The organism is Rothia sp. HMSC071B01, from assembly GCF_001808945.1.
Taxonomy (GTDB): Bacteria; Actinomycetota; Actinomycetes; order Actinomycetales; family Micrococcaceae; genus Rothia.
The window spans coordinates 28,269-48,121 of the sequence record NZ_KV795070.1; the positions used below are offsets into that span (position 1 = coordinate 28,269).

Consider the following 19,853-nt stretch of genomic DNA (forward strand, 5'->3'; position numbering starts at 1 on the left):
TGTCAACCTTGTCGGTGGAAACCTCAACCAGGGGTGCGTCAACCTCAATGGTGTCGCCGACCTCAACGAGCCAGCGGGTAACGGTACCCTCGGTCACGGACTCGCCCAGTGCGGGCAGTACTACGGTGTGGGACATAATCTTTCCCGTTCTCCTTGTGAATGCTTGAACTAGAAAAATGTGAGCGGCGACCCGGATGCGCGCCGTATGCGTCAAAGCACGTCGACGCGCATCCAGATAGGGGCGTTGTTCAGCGGACACGCCCGGCAACCGCTAACGACCAACGGTCGTCAATACTAAGCTGACGCGCTAACGCCAGTCAGCAAAATTTATGCGCTGTGATTATGCGCTGTGCAGCGGGGTGCCGTTCAGGACCATTGCAGCCTCACCCAGGGACTCGTTCTGAGTCGGGTGTGCGTGGATGAACTTAGCGACGTCCTCGGGGAATGCTTCCCAAGCAACCCACATCTGAGCCTCACCAATCTGCTCACCCATGCGCTTACCAATAGCGTGAACACCAACGATGGGGCCGTCCTTCTGGCGGACAACCTTCACAATACCGGTAGCACCGAGGATAGCGGACTTACCGTTACCAGCCAGGTTGTACTCAGCGGTCTCAACGTTCTCAGCGCCGAACTTCTCCTTAGCCTTGGGCTCGGAGTAACCAACAGAAGCAATCTCCGGGTCACAGAAGGTGACCTTGGGGATGTTGATGTCTTCAACGATGGTGGGGTTCAGGCCAGCGATTTCCTCAGCAACGAAGATACCCTGCTGGTAACCGCGGTGAGCCAGCTGAACGCCGGGGACGATGTCACCAATAGCGTAGATGTTGCCAACGCCGGTGTGCAGGCGCTCGTTAGCCAGGACGAAGCCGCGATCCATGGGGATGCCCTGCTCCTCGTAGCCCATGTTTGCGGTGTTCGGGCCACGACCAACAGCGACCAGAACGATCTCTGCCTCGAAGACCTTGCCGTCAGCCAGGGTGACCTTAGCACCGTTAGCGTCCTGCTCAACCTTCTCGAAGAGGGTGCCGGTGTTGAACTTGATGCCGCGCTTCTTGAACGCACGCTCCAGAACCTTGATGATTGCCGGGTCTTCGTTGGGAACCAGGTTCGGCAGGCCCTCGATGATGGTGACGTCAACGCCCATAGCGTTCCACATGGATGCGAACTCGCAACCAATCACGCCGCCACCGAGCACGATAGCGCTCTTGGGCAGGTAGTCCATCTCCAGTGCCTCAGTGGAGGTCAGCACGCGACCCTCAATGGGCAGACCGAAGGTCTTGGAGACCGAACCGGATGCCAGGATAATGTTCTTACCCTTGTACTCAACACCACCGACGGTGATGGTGTCCTGAGCGGTCAGCTTACCCTCGCCGGGGATAACCTCTACGCCCTTCATCTTCAGCAGGCCTGCAAGACCCTTGAACTTACCGGAGACGATGCCGTCCTTGTAATCGCGAACCTTGCCCATCTCGATGGACTGCAGTACAGCGTTAACGCCAACCTTGGACGCCTCGCGTGCATCTTCAGCCAGCTCAGCAGCGTGCAGGTACGCCTTGGTGGGGATACAGCCGGTGTGCAGGCAGGTGCCGCCGACCTTTTCCTTCTCGACCAGGCCGACGGTGAAGCCCAGCTGGCGTGCGCGAATAGCTGCAGAGTAGCCAGCGGAACCGCCGCCGAGGATGAGGATGTCGAATTCTTGAGCCACGATATTGCTCCCTTGCATAGTTGTTGGGGTTGAAACCCCTGCAATGAGTTCTTTTTACCAATTTATTGGTAGGTTCCTCAGCATGCGCGAAAGGCCCGCGAGCTCGAAAAGTCGCGCGCCCTCCACGTACGCAGAAAAACACTTAATACAACAATACCCCCGTTGAAGGTCGTTTAAGTTCACTCAGGGCGGTTTTAGCCGATTAATCGCCCAAACACCCCAAATTTTTCACTACGCAAGAAAAGGGGCGCGTCATAGAACAGTGCGATGACAGGACCACCGCAGCGGTCGTACAGAACGCACCCTCGAAAAGACGCAGAGGAGGGCTCCCCGGTAGAAGTACCGGAAAGCCCTCCTCAGATCAGCTCTATGCTCTATGCTATGCGGCCGCACACCAGATAAGGGGCACCAGTTAGGATGCTCCAGTTAGGGCGCGCGCCCAGCCAAGCAGACTACTTAGCGTACGACTCGATGAAGTTCACCAGGGTAGCGGTACCGAAGCCGGTACCTTCCTTCGGGGTGAAGCCGTACGGGGACTCCTCATTGAACGCGGGGCCCGCAATATCCAGGTGAGCCCAGGGGATGCCCTCGCCCACGAACTCCTTCAGGAACAGGCCCGCAGTCAGCGCGCCACCGTAGCGGGAACCAATGTTCTTGATGTCAGCAACGGGGGACTCCAGGCTCTTGCGCAGGTAGGACTCCAGCGGCATCGGCCAGTAAGACTCACCCGCAGCAGCGCCGGCTGCAATCACGCGGTCACGAATCTCCTCGTCACCGAGCAGAGCCGCAGTGCGCAGACCCAGAGCAGCCATAGCGGCACCGGTCAGGGTAGCGATATCCAAGATGACGTCCGGGTTCGACTCAGAAGCCAGAGCGATACCATCAGCCATGACCAGGCGACCCTCAGCGTCAGTGTTCAGCACCTCAACGGTACGGCCATCACGCATGGTGATAATGTCCTCCGGGCGCAGTGCGTGACCGCCGGGCATGTTCTCAGCCAGGCACAGGTAGCCGGTCACAGCAACCGGAACATCCAGCTCAGCAGAAGCAACCACAGCGCTCAGAACCGATGCCGCACCAGCCATATCGCACTTCATGGTCATCATCGAAGCGGCAGGCTTCAGCGAGTTACCACCGGTATCGAAGGTGATACCCTTACCAACCAGAGCAACGTGAGCCTTCGGGTTCTCCGGGGTGTACTTCACAACGGCAAGAACCGGCTTGCGGGGCGAACCCTGACCAACACCGGAAATGCCGCCGAAGCCCTCCTCTGCCAGGCGGTCGTGGTGGAACAGTTCAATCTCAATGTTCGAGTAATCCTCAGCGACCTCAGCAGCGAACTCAGCGAAAGTCTCCGGGTACAGGTGCGACGGGGGCAGGTTCACCAGGCGGCGAGCGTCCTTAGCGGTCTCGCCCAGAACCAGGCCGTGCACCAGAGCCTCTTCAGCCTCTTCCTGATCAATCGAAGAAACAATCAGAATGGACTCGATTTCTTCCTTGATCGAATCCTTGGTCTTGAAACGCAGACCCTCTTCAATGAAGTTGCCCAGCACAGCGCCGTGAGCAATAGCCTCAATTTCCTCTACCGAAGAAACGCCGAAATCGAAAGCAACCTCCTCAGCGGAACCAACCAGCTGACGAGCCGCAGAACCGGCAGCGTAACGCAGAGCATCCAGGCGCTCCTGACCCTCAGCGGTATCAGAGCCCAGACCCGCCAGCGCCACAATGCCGGCACCGGTGTCCTCAAGACCGGGCAGACGCAGCAGCTGATCGGGTGCGCCCGAAGCGCCCAGCGCCTCCAGCAACTCGTTAATACCCTCAACAGAGTCCTCAGACAGGGAGCTCGGCGCCAGGTACGGGCCGTCCGAACCCTTCAGAACGCCCAGAACCAGAACGTCAGCTTCGAGCGCTTCAAGGTCGGTGCTGTGAATAGACAGAGACAGAGACATCGTTACTCCTTTGCGTATGTCTTCTCAAATAGTCGGGGCACATCCTCGCGCCCGAAAAACTCAACTGTAGGCCCTCGAAGAGTGAGGATGAATACCGCCGCGCAAAGCCACGCGGACTACTGCTTCTACTCTACACGGATATGTAGGAGGGCGTGAGGTTCAGCTCTCACCCCGAACAGCTGGCAGAACAGGAAAATGCACAAGAAGCCGAGCTGCAGCGCCTTAAGAACGTCGACGAGACACCAAGCAAGTTCACCTACTGCGAGAAAAGCCCGCACACTGTCGAGACAGGGCAGTAGTGGCATAAAATGAAAGACTACGGAAAGCGTCAGATAACAGAAGACGCCCCTTCGCCCCAACACCTCGGGTGCCGGCAGAAACACTAAGCCCACCCGAACGCGGCGCGAACCAGACAGAAGTGAGGAGGCGTAATGCTCAACCCCGAAGATCTCTACTTAGCCAACACCAAAATATTGGACGACCCCAGGATGCACGGGCTAACCCTCGTCATCGCCCTCTCCAGCCCGCAAGACGCAGGCTCCACCGCAGGGCAGCTCGGGCAGGTGCTGCTCAGCGAACTCAAAAACATTGAAATCGTCGAGTTCGACAGCGACCAGCTGCACGACTACCGTGCCCGCCGCCCCTTCATCCGCTACGAACAAGACCACTTCGAAAAGCCGCAATACCCGCAGCTGAAGCTCTACGCCGTAGAAGACAGCCTTGACAAGCCGTTCCTGCTACTCACCGGTGCCGAACCGGACCTGCAGTGGCAGCGCTTCGAAAAGGCGGTGCTGACCATCGCCCAGCGGGTCAAGCCCTCCCTGGTTGTGCTGGTCTCCGCATTCCCCATGCCGGTGCCGCACACCCGCCCCTTCCCGATTACCGCGCACGGCTCCCGCAAGGACCTGATTCGCGGTATCTCCCCGTGGAAGCCCAGCGCGGACGTGCACGCAACCGTCACCAACCTGTTGGAAGTGCTCTTCACCGAAAACGGAATCGACACCGTCGGCTTCGGCGTGAACATTCCCCAGTACATTTCGGAGGCGGACCTGCCGCAGGGCACCCTCACCGCCCTCGAACACGTGGGCATGGCGGCGCACCTCTCCCTACCCACCGAGAACCTGCGCGAAGCCGCACGCCACGTGCACAGCCAGATCAACGATCAGGTCAAGCAGAACCCCGAAATCGGTCGCATGATCACGGCCATGGAAGAGAACTACGACGAGAACTTCCGCACCTCCGATATTGCGATTCCCCTCTCGCGACGCGACGCGCACAACGTGCCCAGCCGCGACGAGATTGGTGCGCTCTTCGAGCGGTTCCTCGACGAACAATAGATGTGGGCGAACAATAGGTGCGCGCAATAGGGGATACCGTCCGTCGGATACCGCCCGCCAGATAGTGCGTGACAAATTATGACGCGGCACCCCGCGCCGCTGTGGACAAACCTCGGCGCACAAACGAACAATACGAATAAATCTGTGGAACCAACGGACACATGAACCGAAGTATCCACAGATTTATTTGTTTAACCCCGTACCCCGCGCAAACCATGCCACCGTGAAGGCATGAACGCAAACAATACCTCCAACGGCAATACCCCCAACAGCGACCACTTCCACAACGAACACTTCCACAGCGGCTACGACACGCCCCCGCCCATCCGCAACGAATACGACGTGCTCAGCTGCGCCCTCCACCAGCACGGCTACTGGCCCGACCACTCACTCATCATCCTCACCGCAACCGATGACACCCTCGGCCCCAGCCTGCGCGTCAACCTACCCGACGAACCCTGCACCCACAGCGAACGTGCCGACTTCCTGCACGAAACCTTCACCAAACTCCCCACCCGTCACAACGGCGAAACCCTCACCCGCTTCTACGCCATCATCATCGACGGCGACAACACCGTACGCCAACGCCAACTCAACCCCGACACCGCGCAACTGGCCGCCATCGAAGAAATCCAACAGGACGTCGACACCCAAATCCCCATCAACGCATGGCTCCACCTGCTCCACGACCCGCGCATCGTCAGCGAACTACGCTGCGAAGACGTCATCTACGCAGGCGGCGCCAGCATCTGGGCGCTCAACCCCGAACAGCAAGCGCTCACCCTCCTCGCACCCATCGAAGAAATCCGCCACAGCAGCTACTACACCTGGCTCACCCGCCACGGCGACACCATCGCCGACACCGCCCAACACAACTACGCCCACAGCCCCTGGGACACCGATCCCACAGCCAACCCCGAAACCCACCACGACTGGGAAAACGCCGTAGAACTCTGGGACCACACCCACACCACCCGCCACGACGAAGCCCGCCAGGGCGTCCGCACCATCTACCGCCAAGCCCAAATCGACCTCTGCTACTGGGACGCCGCCATCAACGCCGCCGCGCACCTGCTCACCACCCACCCGGTCGATAACGCGGGCAACCCCATCACCGGTGACGCGCCCACCATCGGCGACGCACTCCGCGAACTCATCCCCGCCGAAATCGCCGGGCACCTACGCGCCTCCATCGCACCCGCAACCCTCAACCCCATCACCGCCGAAATGCTCACCTACCTCGCCGGCTACGGGCTCAACCACGCCCAAAAAGCGCTCGCCTACCTGCACTACTCCGCCCAATACACCTACCACGCCTTCGGCGGCGAATACCCCAGCCCCGACCGCGCGCCGCTCGAACCACCCCGCTACGGCACCCGCATCACCCGCAAAACCTACATCCCCGCCAGCTTCACCCACGCACTCAGCGCCACACCCGGTACCGAACAGGCACACGTACGCGCCGTGCCCGAAAAATGCGTGCAATGGCAAGACTGGATCCGCCGCACCCACCGCACCATTCAGCAGAGCCGCAGCATTCAACAGAACCGCAGCAACCAGCACACCAACCTCAACGGCTGGGCACTCGAAAACCTCACCCCCGCCGACCTCGCCAGCGCCGCCGAACTCAACACCATCAGCCGCGACCTGCTCCCACGCCTCGAGGAACACTCCAAAGACCACAACGCCCACAACAAACTCGAAAGCCTCCAACAACGAATCGACGAAAGCTGCACCAACAGCGAATACCTCACCAAACACCACGCCGTCTACACCCACTACCTCAACGCCCTCAAAGGAAAACTAGACAGCCCCCACTGGGCACGCCTCAACGCACTCGAACTACTCACCAGCCTGCTCACACCCCACAGCACCGACGGAGAATACGCCGCACTACGCAACACCCAAGCCTGGACCAACTGGTACAAGGGCTACAGCACCTACGCCCGCATGCTCCGCCAAGAAGCCCACCGCCACACATTCGGAAAGGACCTCAACATCCTCGATGTACACCTCAACGCAGGCAACCTACCCGCCTGGATCAAATACACCATCTGCGGCGAACCCGGAACACACCGCGAACCCATCAGCACCCTCAAACCCCGAAAACCTTAAAAGCCCGGCACCTAAAACCGGCACCTAAAAGCGAGGTACAAAACGAGGGAGGGGCGCGCCACCGGGCACGCCCCTCCCGCACACAGCCGCACTCACCCAAAACCAGGCCCACAAGCCACCCAAACAGCGCGTCAAGTTGAAAGCAACCAAAAATCTGCAATACTTATATATTGACCCCGTACAGTCAATGCGCTATAACGCGCCCTCAAACCGCTCCACACAACGAGCAACGGAACCCTGCAAACCACCCAACGCACGCGGAATAAAACCCGCCCCCCCACAGCGTTAAACCGGACAAACGCAGCAAACACCCCGACCGAGGACGCCAGCACAGACTTGACAGGGTCTTAGGTGTTTTGCAGACAAAGCACCCCACCACAAGCCAGAAAGGGTTCTAGTGGCACCTGCAACCAGCAAGAAGACCGTGACCGGCGACGCAACCGAAGAAACCGTCGCAAAAACCACCACCAAGACCACCCGCACCAAGAAGGCAACCACCAAAGCCGCAGCGGCAACCGAAGACACCACCGGCGCAACCGCCGAAACCGGTGCTGAAACCACTGCCGAAACTACTGCCGAAACCGAGGCAGACAAGCCCAAGCGCACCCGCAAAACCACCACCAAAACCGCAACCAAGCGCAAGACCGGTGGCCGCCGCAAAAAGAGCGACGACGAATTCGACCTCGCACTCGACGAAGAACTCGAAACCACCGACGGCGAAGACGAAACCGACGAAGAAGACGAAGAAACCGCAGCCAAAATAGAAGAAAAGAAGGCCGCAGAAGCAGTAGCAGCCAAGGGCTCCGGCTTCGTCCTCACCGCAAACGACGACGACGACGCACCCGCACAGCGCGTCGTCACCCCCGGCGCAACCGCCGACCCCGTCAAGGACTACCTCAAGCAAATCGGCAAAGTCTCCCTGCTCAACGCACAGCAGGAAGTCGACCTCGCCAAGCGCATCGAAGCAGGCCTCTACGCCGAACACAAGCTCGCTGAAAACCCCGACATGGACAAAGATCTCAAGAAAGCCCTGCGTTGGGTCGTCCACGACGGCAAGCGAGCCAAAAACCACCTGCTCGAAGCCAACCTGCGACTCGTAGTCTCCCTCGCCAAGCGCTACACCGGCCGCGGCATGCTCTTCCTCGACCTCATCCAGGAAGGCAACCTCGGCCTCATCCGCGCCGTCGAAAAGTTCGACTACTCCAAGGGCTTCAAGTTCTCCACCTACGCAACCTGGTGGATCCGCCAGGCCATCACCCGCGCAATGGCAGACCAGGCCCGCACCATCCGCATCCCCGTGCACATGGTAGAAGTCATCAACAAGCTCGCCCGCGTGCAGCGCCAGATGCTCCAGGACCTCGGCCGCGAACCCACCCCCGAAGAACTCGGCAAGGAACTCGACATGACCCCCGAAAAGGTCATCGAAGTCCAGAAGTACGGCCGCGAACCCATCTCCCTGCACACCCCCCTCGGTGAAGACGGCGACTCCGAATTCGGCGACCTCATCGAAGACTCCGAAGCAGTCGTCCCCGCAGACGCAGTGTCCTTCACCCTTCTGCAGGAACAGCTCCACTCCGTACTCGACACCCTCTCCGAGCGTGAAGCCGGCGTGGTCGCAATGCGCTTCGGCATGACCGACGGCCAGCCCAAGACCCTCGACGAAATCGGCAAGGTCTACGGCGTGACCCGCGAACGAATCCGCCAGATCGAGTCCAAGACCATGTCTAAGCTCCGTCACCCGTCGCGTTCGCAGGTACTGCGCGACTACCTGGACTAGGAAACATCACCTAGCTTGAGCGGCTACACCGTAAGGGTTAGTTGCAAATACAGAAAAGGCTCTCCGAGATACCGGAGAGCCTTTTCTGCGTATATAAATAGTTTGTATATGCGGCACGCGGGCGATGCTCGCGTAAGTTTTGCACAGCCGGCTTGCGGACGATGCTCGCGGGGGGAGTGCCCCCTCTGCGGCGCTGAGCGCCTTGAGGACGGAGCCCCCGCTACGCATGTCCGCTACGCCGTTGAGGTTCAGCGCCGTTAAGGTTCAGTGCCGCTACAGACCCAGCTGACGCAGATAACGGTCCGCCACCGCCTCCACCTGATCCAAACCACGCACACGACCCAGCGCCTGCGACCACGCATCAGCCTCACCACCAGCCACCGGGAAACCAGCCGCCGCCCACAACGCCGCCGCCATCGCACCCACCGAATCCGAATCCGAATCCACCGACACCGCACGGCACAAACCCTCAAACAGCGCATTGCGTACCGTCGCATCATCAGCATCAGCCGGCAGACTCTTCACAGCATCCGCCGCGCACCAGAGAGCCACACCCAACAGCTCAGGCGCCGTCCAACCCGTACCAAAATGCTCCGCCACAGCCTGCGGAACCGGCGCCACGCCCTGCTCCAGCAACTCGAGGGCACGACTCAGCGCCGCCGCCGTACGCGCAGCATCACCCGGAATCGAATCATCCGCGCCCACCGCGCCGCACCACGACACCACACGGCGGGCAGAATCCAACAACGCATCAAACGAGCCAGCCGGGGACGCCAACAGGTCACGAACCAGCAACGCATACGCCGCCGCCGAAGCCAACGCCTCCGGATGCCCATGCGTCAACGCCGCCGTACGCACCGCCAACAAAACCACCGTACGCTCCTGCGCCACCGGCAACACACCCAACGCCGCCGAACGCACCAGCGCACCACTACCCAAAGCATCAGGATTCAACGACTTCGACACCAACTGCATCTCGCCCGAACCCAACGCCCGCAACGTCGCCGCACCCGGACCGCGACGCGCCGTCAACTCCGCTGCCCCATCAATCTCACGATCCAACGAAAACGGCGCAGACTCCGGCAGGCTCTCACCAATACCGCGGAACCACCGCAAATACGCCAACCACAGACACGCCAACTCATCCGCCGCCGCGCCCTCATTATTCCACTCCAAAACCTCCGTCAAAGCGTCCAGCGTGAAACACGTCAGCTGCGTATCATCACTGACCAACAGCTCACCAAACGCCGAATCCCACGGCTTAGGGACGCGCTCCGCAATCTGCTCAGCCGACAGTAGCTCAAGGGGATAACCCAGCGCATCACCCAACGCAGACGCACACAACAAGCCGCGCACCCTGCCCGTAAACTCAGCCGAAACCTCAGGTGCACGCGTGAACTCAACAGAAGAAAAACTCATAGGGCGATTATCCCACGGGCGGTTAGGATGCGCGGGCTAGGGCATAAGCTGCTTCGTGCTCAGGATGCGCGGGGGTGGGGGTATACCAGGCGGCTTCGTGCTCATGCTCGCGGGGGAGTGCCCCCTCTGCGGCGCTGGGGCGCCTTGAGGACGGAGCCCCCGCTCCGCATGAGCACCTACGCAGTGGTGGGTTCCGACCCCTGAATGACGAACTGCGAGGCGCAAAACATGACGCAGTGCCATACTGAAACCATGAAGATTCTGCACACCTCCGACTGGCACCTCGGCCGCACCTTCCACCGCAGCCCCCTCACCCGCGAACACCAGCAGTTCATCGACGAACTGCTCAACTACGTGCACGCCGAAGGCATCGATACTCTCCTCATCAGCGGCGACGTCTACGACAGCACCATCCCCACCGCCGAAAGCACCACCCTGCTCGACCAAGCACTCACCCGCCTCATGCGCGCCGGCGTGCAAGTCATCCTCAGCTCCGGCAACCACGACTCCTTCCGCCGCCTCAGCTACGGCGCCGCCTTCTTCGAAGCCTCCGGCGTGCACCTGCGCACCACCATCGAAGACGCCACCCGCCCCGTCGAACTCACCGACGGCACCCAGCGCGTGCACGTCTACGCCATCCCCTACCTCGCGCCGCGCCTCCACGCCACCGTCCTCGGCGTAGAACCCACCCACCAGGCGGTCCTCGGCGCCGTCACCAACGCCATCCGCACCGACGCCGCAGAACGACGCGCCCGCAGCGAAGGTGCCGACCGCATCATCGTCATGAGCCACGCAACCGTCAGCGACACCACCGGCAGTGACATTGCCGACAGCGCAGACACCACACCCCGCAGCGACTCCGAACGCGACATCAGCGTCGGCGGCATCGACTGGGTACCCGCCTCCCTCTTCGACGGCTTCGACTACGTAGCCCTCGGCCACATCCACAAGCGCTACCCCGTCACCCACACCATCCGCTACAGCGGCTCACCCCTCGGCTTCTCATTCAGCGAAGAACACAACCGCAACGGCGCCTACCTCATCGACCTCAACCCCGGCGAGGAACCCACCATCAGCAGCCACGAATGGGCAACCCGCGTACACATGAAAACCCTGCGCGGCACCATGGACCAGCTGCTCAACAGCCCCGAAAACAGCCCCTACGAGCAGGGCTACTACTGCCGCATCGAACTCACCGACGAAACCCTACCCGTCGGCGCCGTCGACCGCCTGCGCAGCCGCTACGAAACCATCTCCCACTTCAGCTACCGCAGCACCCAACCCGCCACCGAAAAACCCGTCGCCGCGCCCCTCACTCGCGATGCCGACCCCGTCGAAACCTTCGACCAATTCCACCAATACGTACGCAACCGCCCCCTCACCAGCGAAGAACGCGACGTCATCACCACCCTCAGCGACCACATCAAAAGCCACAAGGACAACGCATGATCCTGCACAACCTCGAATTCGAAGCCTTCATGGCATACCCCAAGCGCCAAGAAATCAACTTCGACACCCTCAACAACGCCGGCGTATTCCTACTCAACGGCCCCACCGGCGCCGGTAAAACCACCATCCTCGACGCCATCTGCTACGCCCTCTACGGCGAAACCAGCAGCGACCGCGAATCCGCCAAACTGCACTCCACCTACGCGGCACACAGCGGCACCAAACCGCGCGTGCTACTCGACGTCACCCTCCACGGCAAGCGCCTGCGCATCGACCGCACCCCCGCCTACAACAAACCCATCACCCGCGGCGCCCGCAAAGGCCAGATGCGCGAAGAAAGCGCCAAAGCAACCCTCGCCGAACTCGCACCCGGCGCCGACCCCTCCGACGAAAAGGCATGGACGCCCATCTCCAGCAGCGTCGCCGAAGTCAACCGCACCATCGCCGAACGCACCCACCTGACCAAAGAACAATTCCTCAAGGTCGTGCTCCTGCCGCAGGGCCAGTTCGCGCAATTCCTCAAGTCCAAGCCCAAAGAACGCAAAGAACTGCTCAAAAAGATGTTCCCCGTCGAACACTACGAGCAGCTCTTCGACGCGCTCCTTGAAGAATCGAAAAAGGCTCAGCAGGACGTCGCCCAGGACGAAAATACCCAGCGCGGCTACCTCGAACGTGCCCGCGCAGAAATGCTCGCCCTGCAGTCGCTACTGGACGCTGTGGATTCGGATGCTGAAGATGCTGCAGGGGAGGGCTCCGCTACCGAAGACCCTGTGGAGGCGGAGACTTCCGAACAGCTCACCGCTGAGAGTGTCACCGCCGAAACCCTCGACGCATGGGTCGCCGGCGGAGTAGAACGCGCCCGCGAAACCTCCGCACGCGAAAAGCAGGAGCAGCAGCGCCTCACCGACGAAGCCGACCGGAACACCCGCCTACTCGCCGAACGCGCCCAGCTACAGGCCGACTGGCGCGAATACGAGCAGCTCTGCGAGCGCCGCACCCGCCTGACCGAACGCGCCGACGAACACAAGGCGCAGCGTGAAGAGCTGGCGCAGGCGCGTGCCGCCGCGCCCCTGCACGCACAGTACGCGCAGGTCCATGCCGAATCGCAGGCGCTCGCCGCCCGCCAGCAGGAGCAGGCGGCCTGTGCATCCGCGCTGGAGGAGAACGGCAACGCTCTGCTTGCGGCACTGCGCGATGAGAACATTTCGCCGGAGACCACCTTCCCTGAGGAGACCACCTTCGCCGCACTCCCTTCCCTCGAGCCCGCCGAGCAGGAAATCCAGCTCGAGGCGCTCCTTGACACCCTGCGCGCCCTGCAGAAGAAGGACGCGCAGCTCGCCGACGAGGAAGCCTCCGCAGCCGCCCTGCTGAAGCAGGCTAACTCCCTCGAACAGGACAAGTCGCGTGCCGAAAAGACGCTGAACGACCTCACCGCCCAAGCCGAGCAGCTCGCCGAAGAACTCGCCGGCTACAGCACCGCCGACGAGGAGCGTACCCTCGCCGCGCACCTGGTCACCGAGGCGCAGCAGAAGCACGACGCCGCTCAGCAGATGCAGCAGAAGCTCGATGCCGCCTCCGCAGCGGTTGCTGAGGCTGAGAAGCAGAACAAGCGCACCGCCACCGCCGAGCAGAAGGCGCAGGAAAAATGGCAGGCCTCGGCTCAGCAGGCGCTCGCCGCCACGGAGGAGTTCAAGAACCTGCAGGTGCTGCGCCTCGCCCAGGCGTCCTCGCTGCTGGCGCGTGAGCTCAAGGACGGCGAACCCTGCGCGGTCTGCGGCTCGGTCGAGCACCCCGCCCCCGCGCAGATTGCCGAGGGCGAGCAGTTGGTTGAGCGCGCCGACCTGGACGCCGCCAAGGAGCGTGAAGACAAGGCGCACAAGCAGGCGCGCACCCACGAACTGGCTAAGGACCGGGCGACCAAGGCGCACCAGGAAGCCTCCGAGGCGCTTGCCGCCGCCCGCACCCAGTACGAGACTCTGGCTGCCCAGGGCGAGTGTGATGTTGAGCAGACTGCCGCGCAGCTGCAGCAGGCGCAGACCCGCCTCGCGCAGGCTCAGTCGCGCGTGACGGCGCGTGACGGCGTGCTGGCGAAGGTTGAGCGGGTGCGGGTTGAGCTGCAGAAGGCTCAGGAGGCGCTACGCACCATCGAGGGCGCGGCGGTGGAAGCTCAGACGCGTCACCGTGACGCTGCGGCGCGCTGTGAGGCTACCGCGGCTGATTTGGCGCCTGCTCGTGCGGCGGTGGGTTTTGCGCAGCGTGTTGAGGCTGTGGAGGGCTACCGTGCGGCGCATCAGCGTCTTGCTCGTGCGGTGTTGCTGTTGGGGCAGGCGCGTGAGCGTCATGCTCTGGCGGCGGCGCAGGCGCAGCGCCTGTTGGGCGAGTCTGCGTTTGAGAGTGCTGAGCTGGTGCAGACGGCGGTCCGCACCCCTGAGCGCGTCGACGCCCTGGAACAGGCTGTTGCCGCGTACGAGCTGGAGCATGCCCGCCTCCTTGAGGGCTTTGGCCGTGAGGCAATTGTTGCGGTGGCGGCCCGTGTTGCCGCCGGTGAGCAGGCACCGGATGACCTGCAGGGCGTGCGTGAGCAGGTTGAGCAGTTGCGCGCGGCGGTTCACCGTTTGACTCTTCGTGAGGGTGAGCGGGAGAGCCTGCTGCGTTCCCTGCAGGCACTGCGTGGCGAGTATGCGGCGTTCCGTGCAAAGACGGCGCAGCGTTATGACCGTGCGCAGATGCTGGCGAACCTGGCGGCGGCTGCCCGCGGTGATACGCTGGGCGGTTATGAGCATCAGGTTGACCTGGTCAGCTATGTGCTGGGTGCCGAGTTCGAGCGGATTCTGCACTCGGCGTCACTGCACCTGGACCGTATGAGTGAGGGTCGCTACGGCATGGTGTTCAGCGATCACCGTGCGAAGGGTAGCCGTTCCGGCGGTGGCCTGAACCTTGAGATTACTGACACCTGGACGGGTGAGCCGCGTGAGGCGTCGTCGCTGTCCGGTGGTGAGTCGTTCTTGGCGTCGCTGTCGTTGGCGTTAGGGCTGGCGGAGGTTGTTCAGGCGAATAACGGCGGCATCGAGCTGGACACCCTGTTCATTGATGAGGGCTTCGGCACGTTGGACGCCGAAACCCTGGATATGGTGATGGGCACGATTGAATCTCTGCGTGATAGTGGCCGCACTATTGGCCTGATTTCGCATGTGGAGGAGATGAAGAACCGTATTCCAGCGCAGATTGTGGTGGAAAAGGGTCAGAACGGCTCGTCGGTGAGGGTAAACTCCTAGTAGGCATAAATTCGCTTCCGGGTTGCTGTTATGGCATGTCCGGCGGCTTATTCGTGAAAGAGATGATGACCTCGACACCTCAGGACAGGGCACCGAATTCAACGTATCGTGTGGAACCTTCGGCTGATGCGCGCGCTAACGCATCCGCACCGGAGGTTCCTCCGCGCACCATGAAGGTGGCACCCGCCTCCGATTCGCCGGATAAGTCGTGTGCTTCGGGCACGGGTATTCCAACGGTTCCGGGTACGTCCTTGACGGATGTGGTGCGCAGTAACGACCACGTGTTGCAGGAGTTGCCGCCGCGACCGGTTCCTACTGCGGATGAGGTTAATACGAACGCCTCGGTGCCGGATATTTTGCGTCAGCATTGGGCGTTGTTCCTGCGTAACGGTAAGGAGCAGCGTTACCATCTGCGCGGTGTGCTCCGTGATGAGGGCTTTGCCCGTAATGTGTTGACGATTCTGTTCCATATTCCGGCGGCTTCTTCGGCGTTTGCGCTGTATATTCTGTTGGCGAGCCACCTGGGTAGTGTGCATGATGGCGGCTATGCGGTGGCGGCGTTTGCTGGCGCGTATTCGGTGCAGATTATGCTCGGCCCGATGCTGGTGCGTGCCCTGGGTTTGAGGGCGTTGCTGGCGATTACGTCGGTGCTGAATATTGCTGCGGTGCTGAATATGCTGGTCATTGGTTGGCGTTTGACGGTTGACCCGAATAACGTGAGTACGACATACCATGCGCTCTCTTGCGTGGCGATGGGTTTTACGACTCCGCCGTGGACGCCGTTTGCGTTGGAGTCGCTGTACCGCCGCAACTATAAGTACAGTGATGTTCGCTTGTCGACAGCTGTTTCTTGGGGGACGACGGCGAACCTGTCGATGTACCCGCTGGCTGCTCTGCTGGTGCGGCTGGGCGATGCGTACCTCACCCCGAATCATGAGTATGCGGGCTTCTGGATCACGATGATTCTGGATGCGCTACTGTTCATTGTGGTTCTGGCCGCGCCGATGTGGCTGCCGGATATTTCGCGTATTCGCATGTCTCCGCCGAAGAATCTGGTCCGTCCGAATAAGCAGACGGTGGTGTTGATTCTTGGTCTGGTGCTGCTGGGTGCGTGTATGGGCGCGGTCGGTTCGGGTCTGCTGGGCTTCTCGCTGATTCACGGTTCGATGAACCTGTTCATGGCGATGGTTGCGACCGGTACCGGCGCGATGGTGCTTGTGTCTTTCCCCGTGGTTTTGGGTGCCCGTTCGGTGAACCCGTGGCATGGTTGGTTGGTGAGCGGCGTTCTGCTGATTATGGGTGCCCTGTATTTGCCGGCGAGTGATGATACGTCCACGATTTTCTATGCGTTGGTGCTGTGTGGTGCGGTGCTGGGTGTGGCGTTTGGCGGTCATGAGCTGTGGCTGAACCGTTCGCTCAAGCATATTCCTGATGCGCAGGCGAGCTTCTTTACCCGCTCGATGCTGGGTATTGGTCTTGCGATGGGTAGTATGTGGGGCGGCTATATGGGTGACGCTCCGTATTACCGTAATGCGTTTATGGTCCCGGTGATTATTGCGACTCTGTATTTTGCGTTGGGTCATTTGTACGGCTACCTGTGGCGTGAGGAGCATGAGGAGCAGCTGGCTCCTTGGGATCAGCTGGAACGTAATTAGCGCATGTTTAAAAGGCGGATGCCCCGCCACCTTCTGCAGGTGGTGGGGCATCCGCCTTTTGTGTACCGTGCTCGGTTTGTGGTGAGCCTCGGCGTGAGAACCTCAGTGTGAGAGCCTCAGCGTGAGGCTACCGGTTTAGTGACCGCGCTTGATCCATGCCGGAAGCTCGGGCGCCTCCAGACCAATGCCGGTGCTGTCGCCGTGGCCGGTGAGGACCGCGGTGGACCCGGGCAGGGTCAGCAGGCGGGTCGAGATCGACTCGATGATGGTGTCGAAGTCGCTGTAGGAGCGTCCGGTTGCGCCGGGGCCGCCGTTGAAGAGGGTGTCGCCGGAGAAGACGACGCCTTCGCTGTTCTCCCAGCTGAGGGTGGGTGCGTAGAAGCACACGGAGCCGGGGGAGTGGCCGGGGGTGGCGAGGACCTTCAGTTCGGTGTCGCCGATGCGCAGTACGTCGCCGTCAGCGAGTTCGTGATCGAAGTCCCAGGAGGGGTACACCATTTCCCAGAGCACACGGTCTGCGGGGTTCAGATAGACGGGGGCGCCGAAGCGTTCTGCCGCCTCCTTGGCGCTGCGGATGTGGTCGTCGTGGGCGTGGGTCAGCAGAATCTTCTCCACGGTGCGGCCTGCGACGGTGCGGGAGATCTTGTCAACGTCGTGGGCGGGGTCAATGATGATCACGGAGGAGTCATTGCCGATAATCCAGACGTTGTTGTCAACATCCCAGCAGCCGCCGTCCAGCGAGAAGGTGCCGGAGGTGACGACTCGTTCAATACGTTCCACGCTACGGTCCTAGAGTTCCACGACCGAGCGCAGCACGCGGCCGGTCTTCATGGTTTCGAATGCTTCGTTGACGTCTTCGAGGCGGATGCGCTCGGAGACGAAGCTGTCCAGGTCGAGGCGGCCGAGCAGGTACTGGTCCACGAACTCGGGGAAGTCGCGGGAGGGCAGGGTGTCGCCGTACCATGCGCTCTTGATGGAGCCGCCGCGGCCGAAGACCTCATCCAGCGGGATGTCCCAGGTGGCGCCGGGTGCGGGCACGCCGACGAGGACGACGCGGCCTGCCAGGTCGCGTGCCTCGAATGCCTGCTTGAAGGTGGGGGCGACGCCGACAGCGTCAATGACGAGGTCTGCACCGAAGCCGCCGGTGAGTTCCTTGATAGCCTCAACGGGGTCGACCTTGGAGGAGTTCACGGTGTGGGTTGCGCCGTGCTCGCGTGCGCGTGCCAGCTTCTCTTCGTCGACGTCGACGGCGATGATGGTGGTTGCGCCACCGAGCTGTGCGCCTGCGATTGCTGCGGTGCCGACGCCGCCGCAGCCGATGACTGCGACGGATTCGCCGCGCTTGAGTTCACCGGTGTTCAGCACAGCGCCCAGACCTGCGGTGACGCCGCAACCGAGCAGACCGATGGCTGCGTACTGTTCGGGGCTGATGTCAGCGGTGATCTTGGTGCACTGGCCAGCTGCGACGAGGGTCTTCTCCGCGAAGGAGCCGATACCCAGTGCGGGGGTGAGCTCGGTGCCGTCCTCGAGGGTCATCTTCTGGGTTGCGTTGTGGGTTGCGAAGCAGTACTGCGGCTGGCCCTTGCGGCATGCGCGGCATTCGCCGCAGACTGCACGCCAGTTGAGGATGACCAGGTCGCCGGGGGCGATGTCGGTGACGTCATCGCCGACAGCCTCGACGATACCTGCGGACTCGTGGCCGAGCAGGTAGGGGAAATCCTGGCCGACGCCGCCGGTGACGTAGTGGTGATCGGTCTGGCAGACACCGCAGGTGAGGACCTTGACGAGGGCTTCGCCCTTGCCGGGGTCGGGTACGTTGATGGTGGTGACGGTGACGGGTGCGTCCTGGGAGAGGGCTACGACAGCCTTAACCTTGTGCATGCTGCTCCTTTTGCTGGGCGCGGTTGAGCCTCAACCGCAGATAAAGGTTTTTTGATACGTTCCCATTATAAGAGCTAAGGCATACCTGATGCACCCCGGGGCTGAGCGTGAAGCCCCCAGGGGAATGTGACGTTTTATGACGTCGCCGCCTCCACCTCAGCGGCGAAGGCGAGCGCACCGCGTCGGAACGCGCCCGAGGTCAGGGCGTTCACATGGTCGCGGCCGGGCAGGGAGATGAAACGGTTGAGCGGATTGTCGTCACGAACCATGTCGTAGAGTTCCGCGCCGTCGGCGGCGATGGTATCCGCGTCACCGAGCACAACCGCAATGGGCGCGTGCGGATGCGCACCCGGGTGACCCGCCGGCAAATCCGGGGATCCGGCGCGCAGGGCGGGCACGTCGAAGAACGGGCCGAAGGGAATCCGAACGAACTTCAGTAGCGCGTCGGGCTGGATGGGGGAGCCGTCAATAATCGAGGTGAAGGACGCAATCGCCTCGTCGGTGGAGTCTGCCGCGGGGGTTTCTGCGCTCGCCGTGACGCTGGTGCCCTCGTGCGCTTCGAGCATGGCGCGCAGGGTGATGAGGTGGTCGTGTAGGGGCAGGCCACCGAGGGTGAGGGAGGCGACCGCCTCCGGGTGGGTGAGGGCGAGCTCCCAGCCGACGCGGGCACCGAAGGAGAAACCGATAACGTGTGCGCGCGGCTGTAGCTCCACGTCGAGGTTGTTCTCCGTGGCGACGGCTCGCAGCAGCTGGGCAAGTGCGTTGGTGAGCAGGTGAATGGGGGTGAGGCGCTGACCCGTCGTATTGACAGAGGGCACCGAATCGAACGGGATTTCACTGCTCATAACCTGCGTATGGGCAGGCAGTTTGCAGTCAACCGTGAACTGTGGGTCTTTGAGGTATGTGTTCGTGTGGTAGGGCAGATTGACAGCTAGTACAGGGTATCCGGCGCGCAGGTATTGGCGGATCCAGCTGGTGCCGCCGTAGAGCTGCTCGCCGCGGGTGGCGAAGCCGTGAATCATGAGGGCGGGGACGCGGCTTTTGAGCTGCTGCGGCTGGTAGAGGGTGTACTCGAGGTCGGGGAGAACGACGGCGGGTGCTGCGGCATCGGGCGCATCAACATTGGGTGTAGCGGCGTTGGGTACAGCAAAGGGCGCGGGAGAGAATTCTGCACTGGTCATAGTTCTATCTTAGTGACCAGCGCAGGGTTTCTGTCCTGCGCCCTTTTCTATCTCGTGCCCTTTTCTATCTCGCGCCCTTGATGCGTTGAGGCGGTACGCGCTCAGCT

General features: G+C 61.8%; 13 protein-coding genes. 6 read left to right on the top strand and 7 right to left on the bottom strand.

Features of this window, described 5'->3' with window-relative positions:
* The 3 genes from HMPREF2527_RS09790 to HMPREF2527_RS01835 form a co-directional block, all read right to left on the bottom strand.
* Nucleotides 1–136: biotin/lipoyl-containing protein (locus tag HMPREF2527_RS09790; protein WP_305793661.1), on the bottom strand; the 136-nt coding region annotated here is incomplete at its 3' end.
* 204 nt (nucleotides 137–340) lie between these two features.
* A complete protein-coding gene (lpdA, locus tag HMPREF2527_RS01830; RefSeq protein WP_070505972.1) occupies nucleotides 341–1,726 on the bottom strand; it encodes a dihydrolipoyl dehydrogenase in 1,386 nt (461 codons plus the stop codon).
* 434 nt (nucleotides 1,727–2,160) lie between these two features.
* Complete coding sequence (locus tag HMPREF2527_RS01835) at nucleotides 2,161–3,657, bottom strand: leucyl aminopeptidase (protein WP_012903262.1); 1,497 nt, start codon at nucleotides 3,655–3,657, stop codon at nucleotides 2,161–2,163.
* Between the two features lie 431 nt (nucleotides 3,658–4,088).
* Here HMPREF2527_RS01835 and HMPREF2527_RS01840 point away from each other — a divergent pair, with 431 nt between their 5' ends.
* The 3 genes from HMPREF2527_RS01840 (at nucleotide 4,089) to HMPREF2527_RS01850 (ending at nucleotide 8,886) form a co-directional block, all read left to right on the top strand.
* The gene (locus HMPREF2527_RS01840) at nucleotides 4,089–4,994 is read left to right on the top strand and encodes a PAC2 family protein (protein WP_070505975.1); all 906 of its coding nucleotides are present in this window, start codon (nucleotides 4,089–4,091) and stop codon (nucleotides 4,992–4,994) included.
* 231 nt (nucleotides 4,995–5,225) lie between these two features.
* The gene (locus HMPREF2527_RS01845) at nucleotides 5,226–7,109 is read left to right on the top strand and encodes a metal-dependent hydrolase (protein ID WP_070505977.1); all 1,884 of its coding nucleotides are present in this window, start codon (nucleotides 5,226–5,228) and stop codon (nucleotides 7,107–7,109) included.
* A 397-nt stretch (nucleotides 7,110–7,506) separates the two neighbouring features.
* On the top strand, nucleotides 7,507–8,886 hold the full coding sequence (locus HMPREF2527_RS01850) for an RNA polymerase sigma factor (RefSeq protein ID WP_070505981.1): 1,380 nt from the start codon (nucleotides 7,507–7,509) through the stop codon (nucleotides 8,884–8,886).
* Nucleotides 8,887–9,159: 273 nt separating this feature from the next.
* Here HMPREF2527_RS01850 and HMPREF2527_RS01855 read toward each other — a convergent pair whose 3' ends face one another.
* Nucleotides 9,160–10,305, bottom strand: a complete 1,146-nt coding sequence (locus HMPREF2527_RS01855; RefSeq protein ID WP_070505984.1) for an ADP-ribosylglycohydrolase family protein — start codon at nucleotides 10,303–10,305, stop codon at nucleotides 9,160–9,162.
* 228 nt (nucleotides 10,306–10,533) lie between these two features.
* Here HMPREF2527_RS01855 and HMPREF2527_RS01860 point away from each other — a divergent pair, with 228 nt between their 5' ends.
* The 3 genes from HMPREF2527_RS01860 (at nucleotide 10,534) to HMPREF2527_RS01870 (ending at nucleotide 16,684) form a co-directional block, all read left to right on the top strand.
* Complete coding sequence (locus HMPREF2527_RS01860) at nucleotides 10,534–11,754, top strand: exonuclease SbcCD subunit D (protein WP_246824747.1); 1,221 nt, start codon at nucleotides 10,534–10,536, stop codon at nucleotides 11,752–11,754.
* Complete coding sequence (locus HMPREF2527_RS01865; protein ID WP_070505986.1) at nucleotides 11,751–15,029, top strand: AAA family ATPase; 3,279 nt, start codon at nucleotides 11,751–11,753, stop codon at nucleotides 15,027–15,029. Before HMPREF2527_RS01860 ends, HMPREF2527_RS01865 begins: the two co-directional genes overlap by 4 nt.
* A gap of 65 nt (nucleotides 15,030–15,094) precedes the next feature.
* On the top strand, nucleotides 15,095–16,684 hold the full coding sequence (locus HMPREF2527_RS01870) for an MFS transporter (protein ID WP_246824748.1): 1,590 nt from the start codon (nucleotides 15,095–15,097) through the stop codon (nucleotides 16,682–16,684).
* A gap of 135 nt (nucleotides 16,685–16,819) precedes the next feature.
* Here HMPREF2527_RS01870 and HMPREF2527_RS01875 read toward each other — a convergent pair whose 3' ends face one another.
* The 3 genes from HMPREF2527_RS01875 to HMPREF2527_RS01885 all read right to left on the bottom strand — a co-directional run bounded on the left by HMPREF2527_RS01875 (nucleotide 16,820) and on the right by HMPREF2527_RS01885 (nucleotide 19,746).
* Entirely contained in the window at nucleotides 16,820–17,464 is a 645-nt protein-coding gene (locus tag HMPREF2527_RS01875) for an MBL fold metallo-hydrolase (RefSeq protein WP_012903271.1), read from the bottom strand.
* Between the two features lie 9 nt (nucleotides 17,465–17,473).
* Complete coding sequence (locus HMPREF2527_RS01880; protein ID WP_012903273.1) at nucleotides 17,474–18,565, bottom strand: S-(hydroxymethyl)mycothiol dehydrogenase; 1,092 nt, start codon at nucleotides 18,563–18,565, stop codon at nucleotides 17,474–17,476.
* A 134-nt stretch (nucleotides 18,566–18,699) separates the two neighbouring features.
* Nucleotides 18,700–19,746, bottom strand: a complete 1,047-nt coding sequence (locus tag HMPREF2527_RS01885) for an alpha/beta fold hydrolase (RefSeq protein WP_070505988.1) — start codon at nucleotides 19,744–19,746, stop codon at nucleotides 18,700–18,702.
* Between the last annotated feature and the right edge of the window lie 107 nt (nucleotides 19,747–19,853).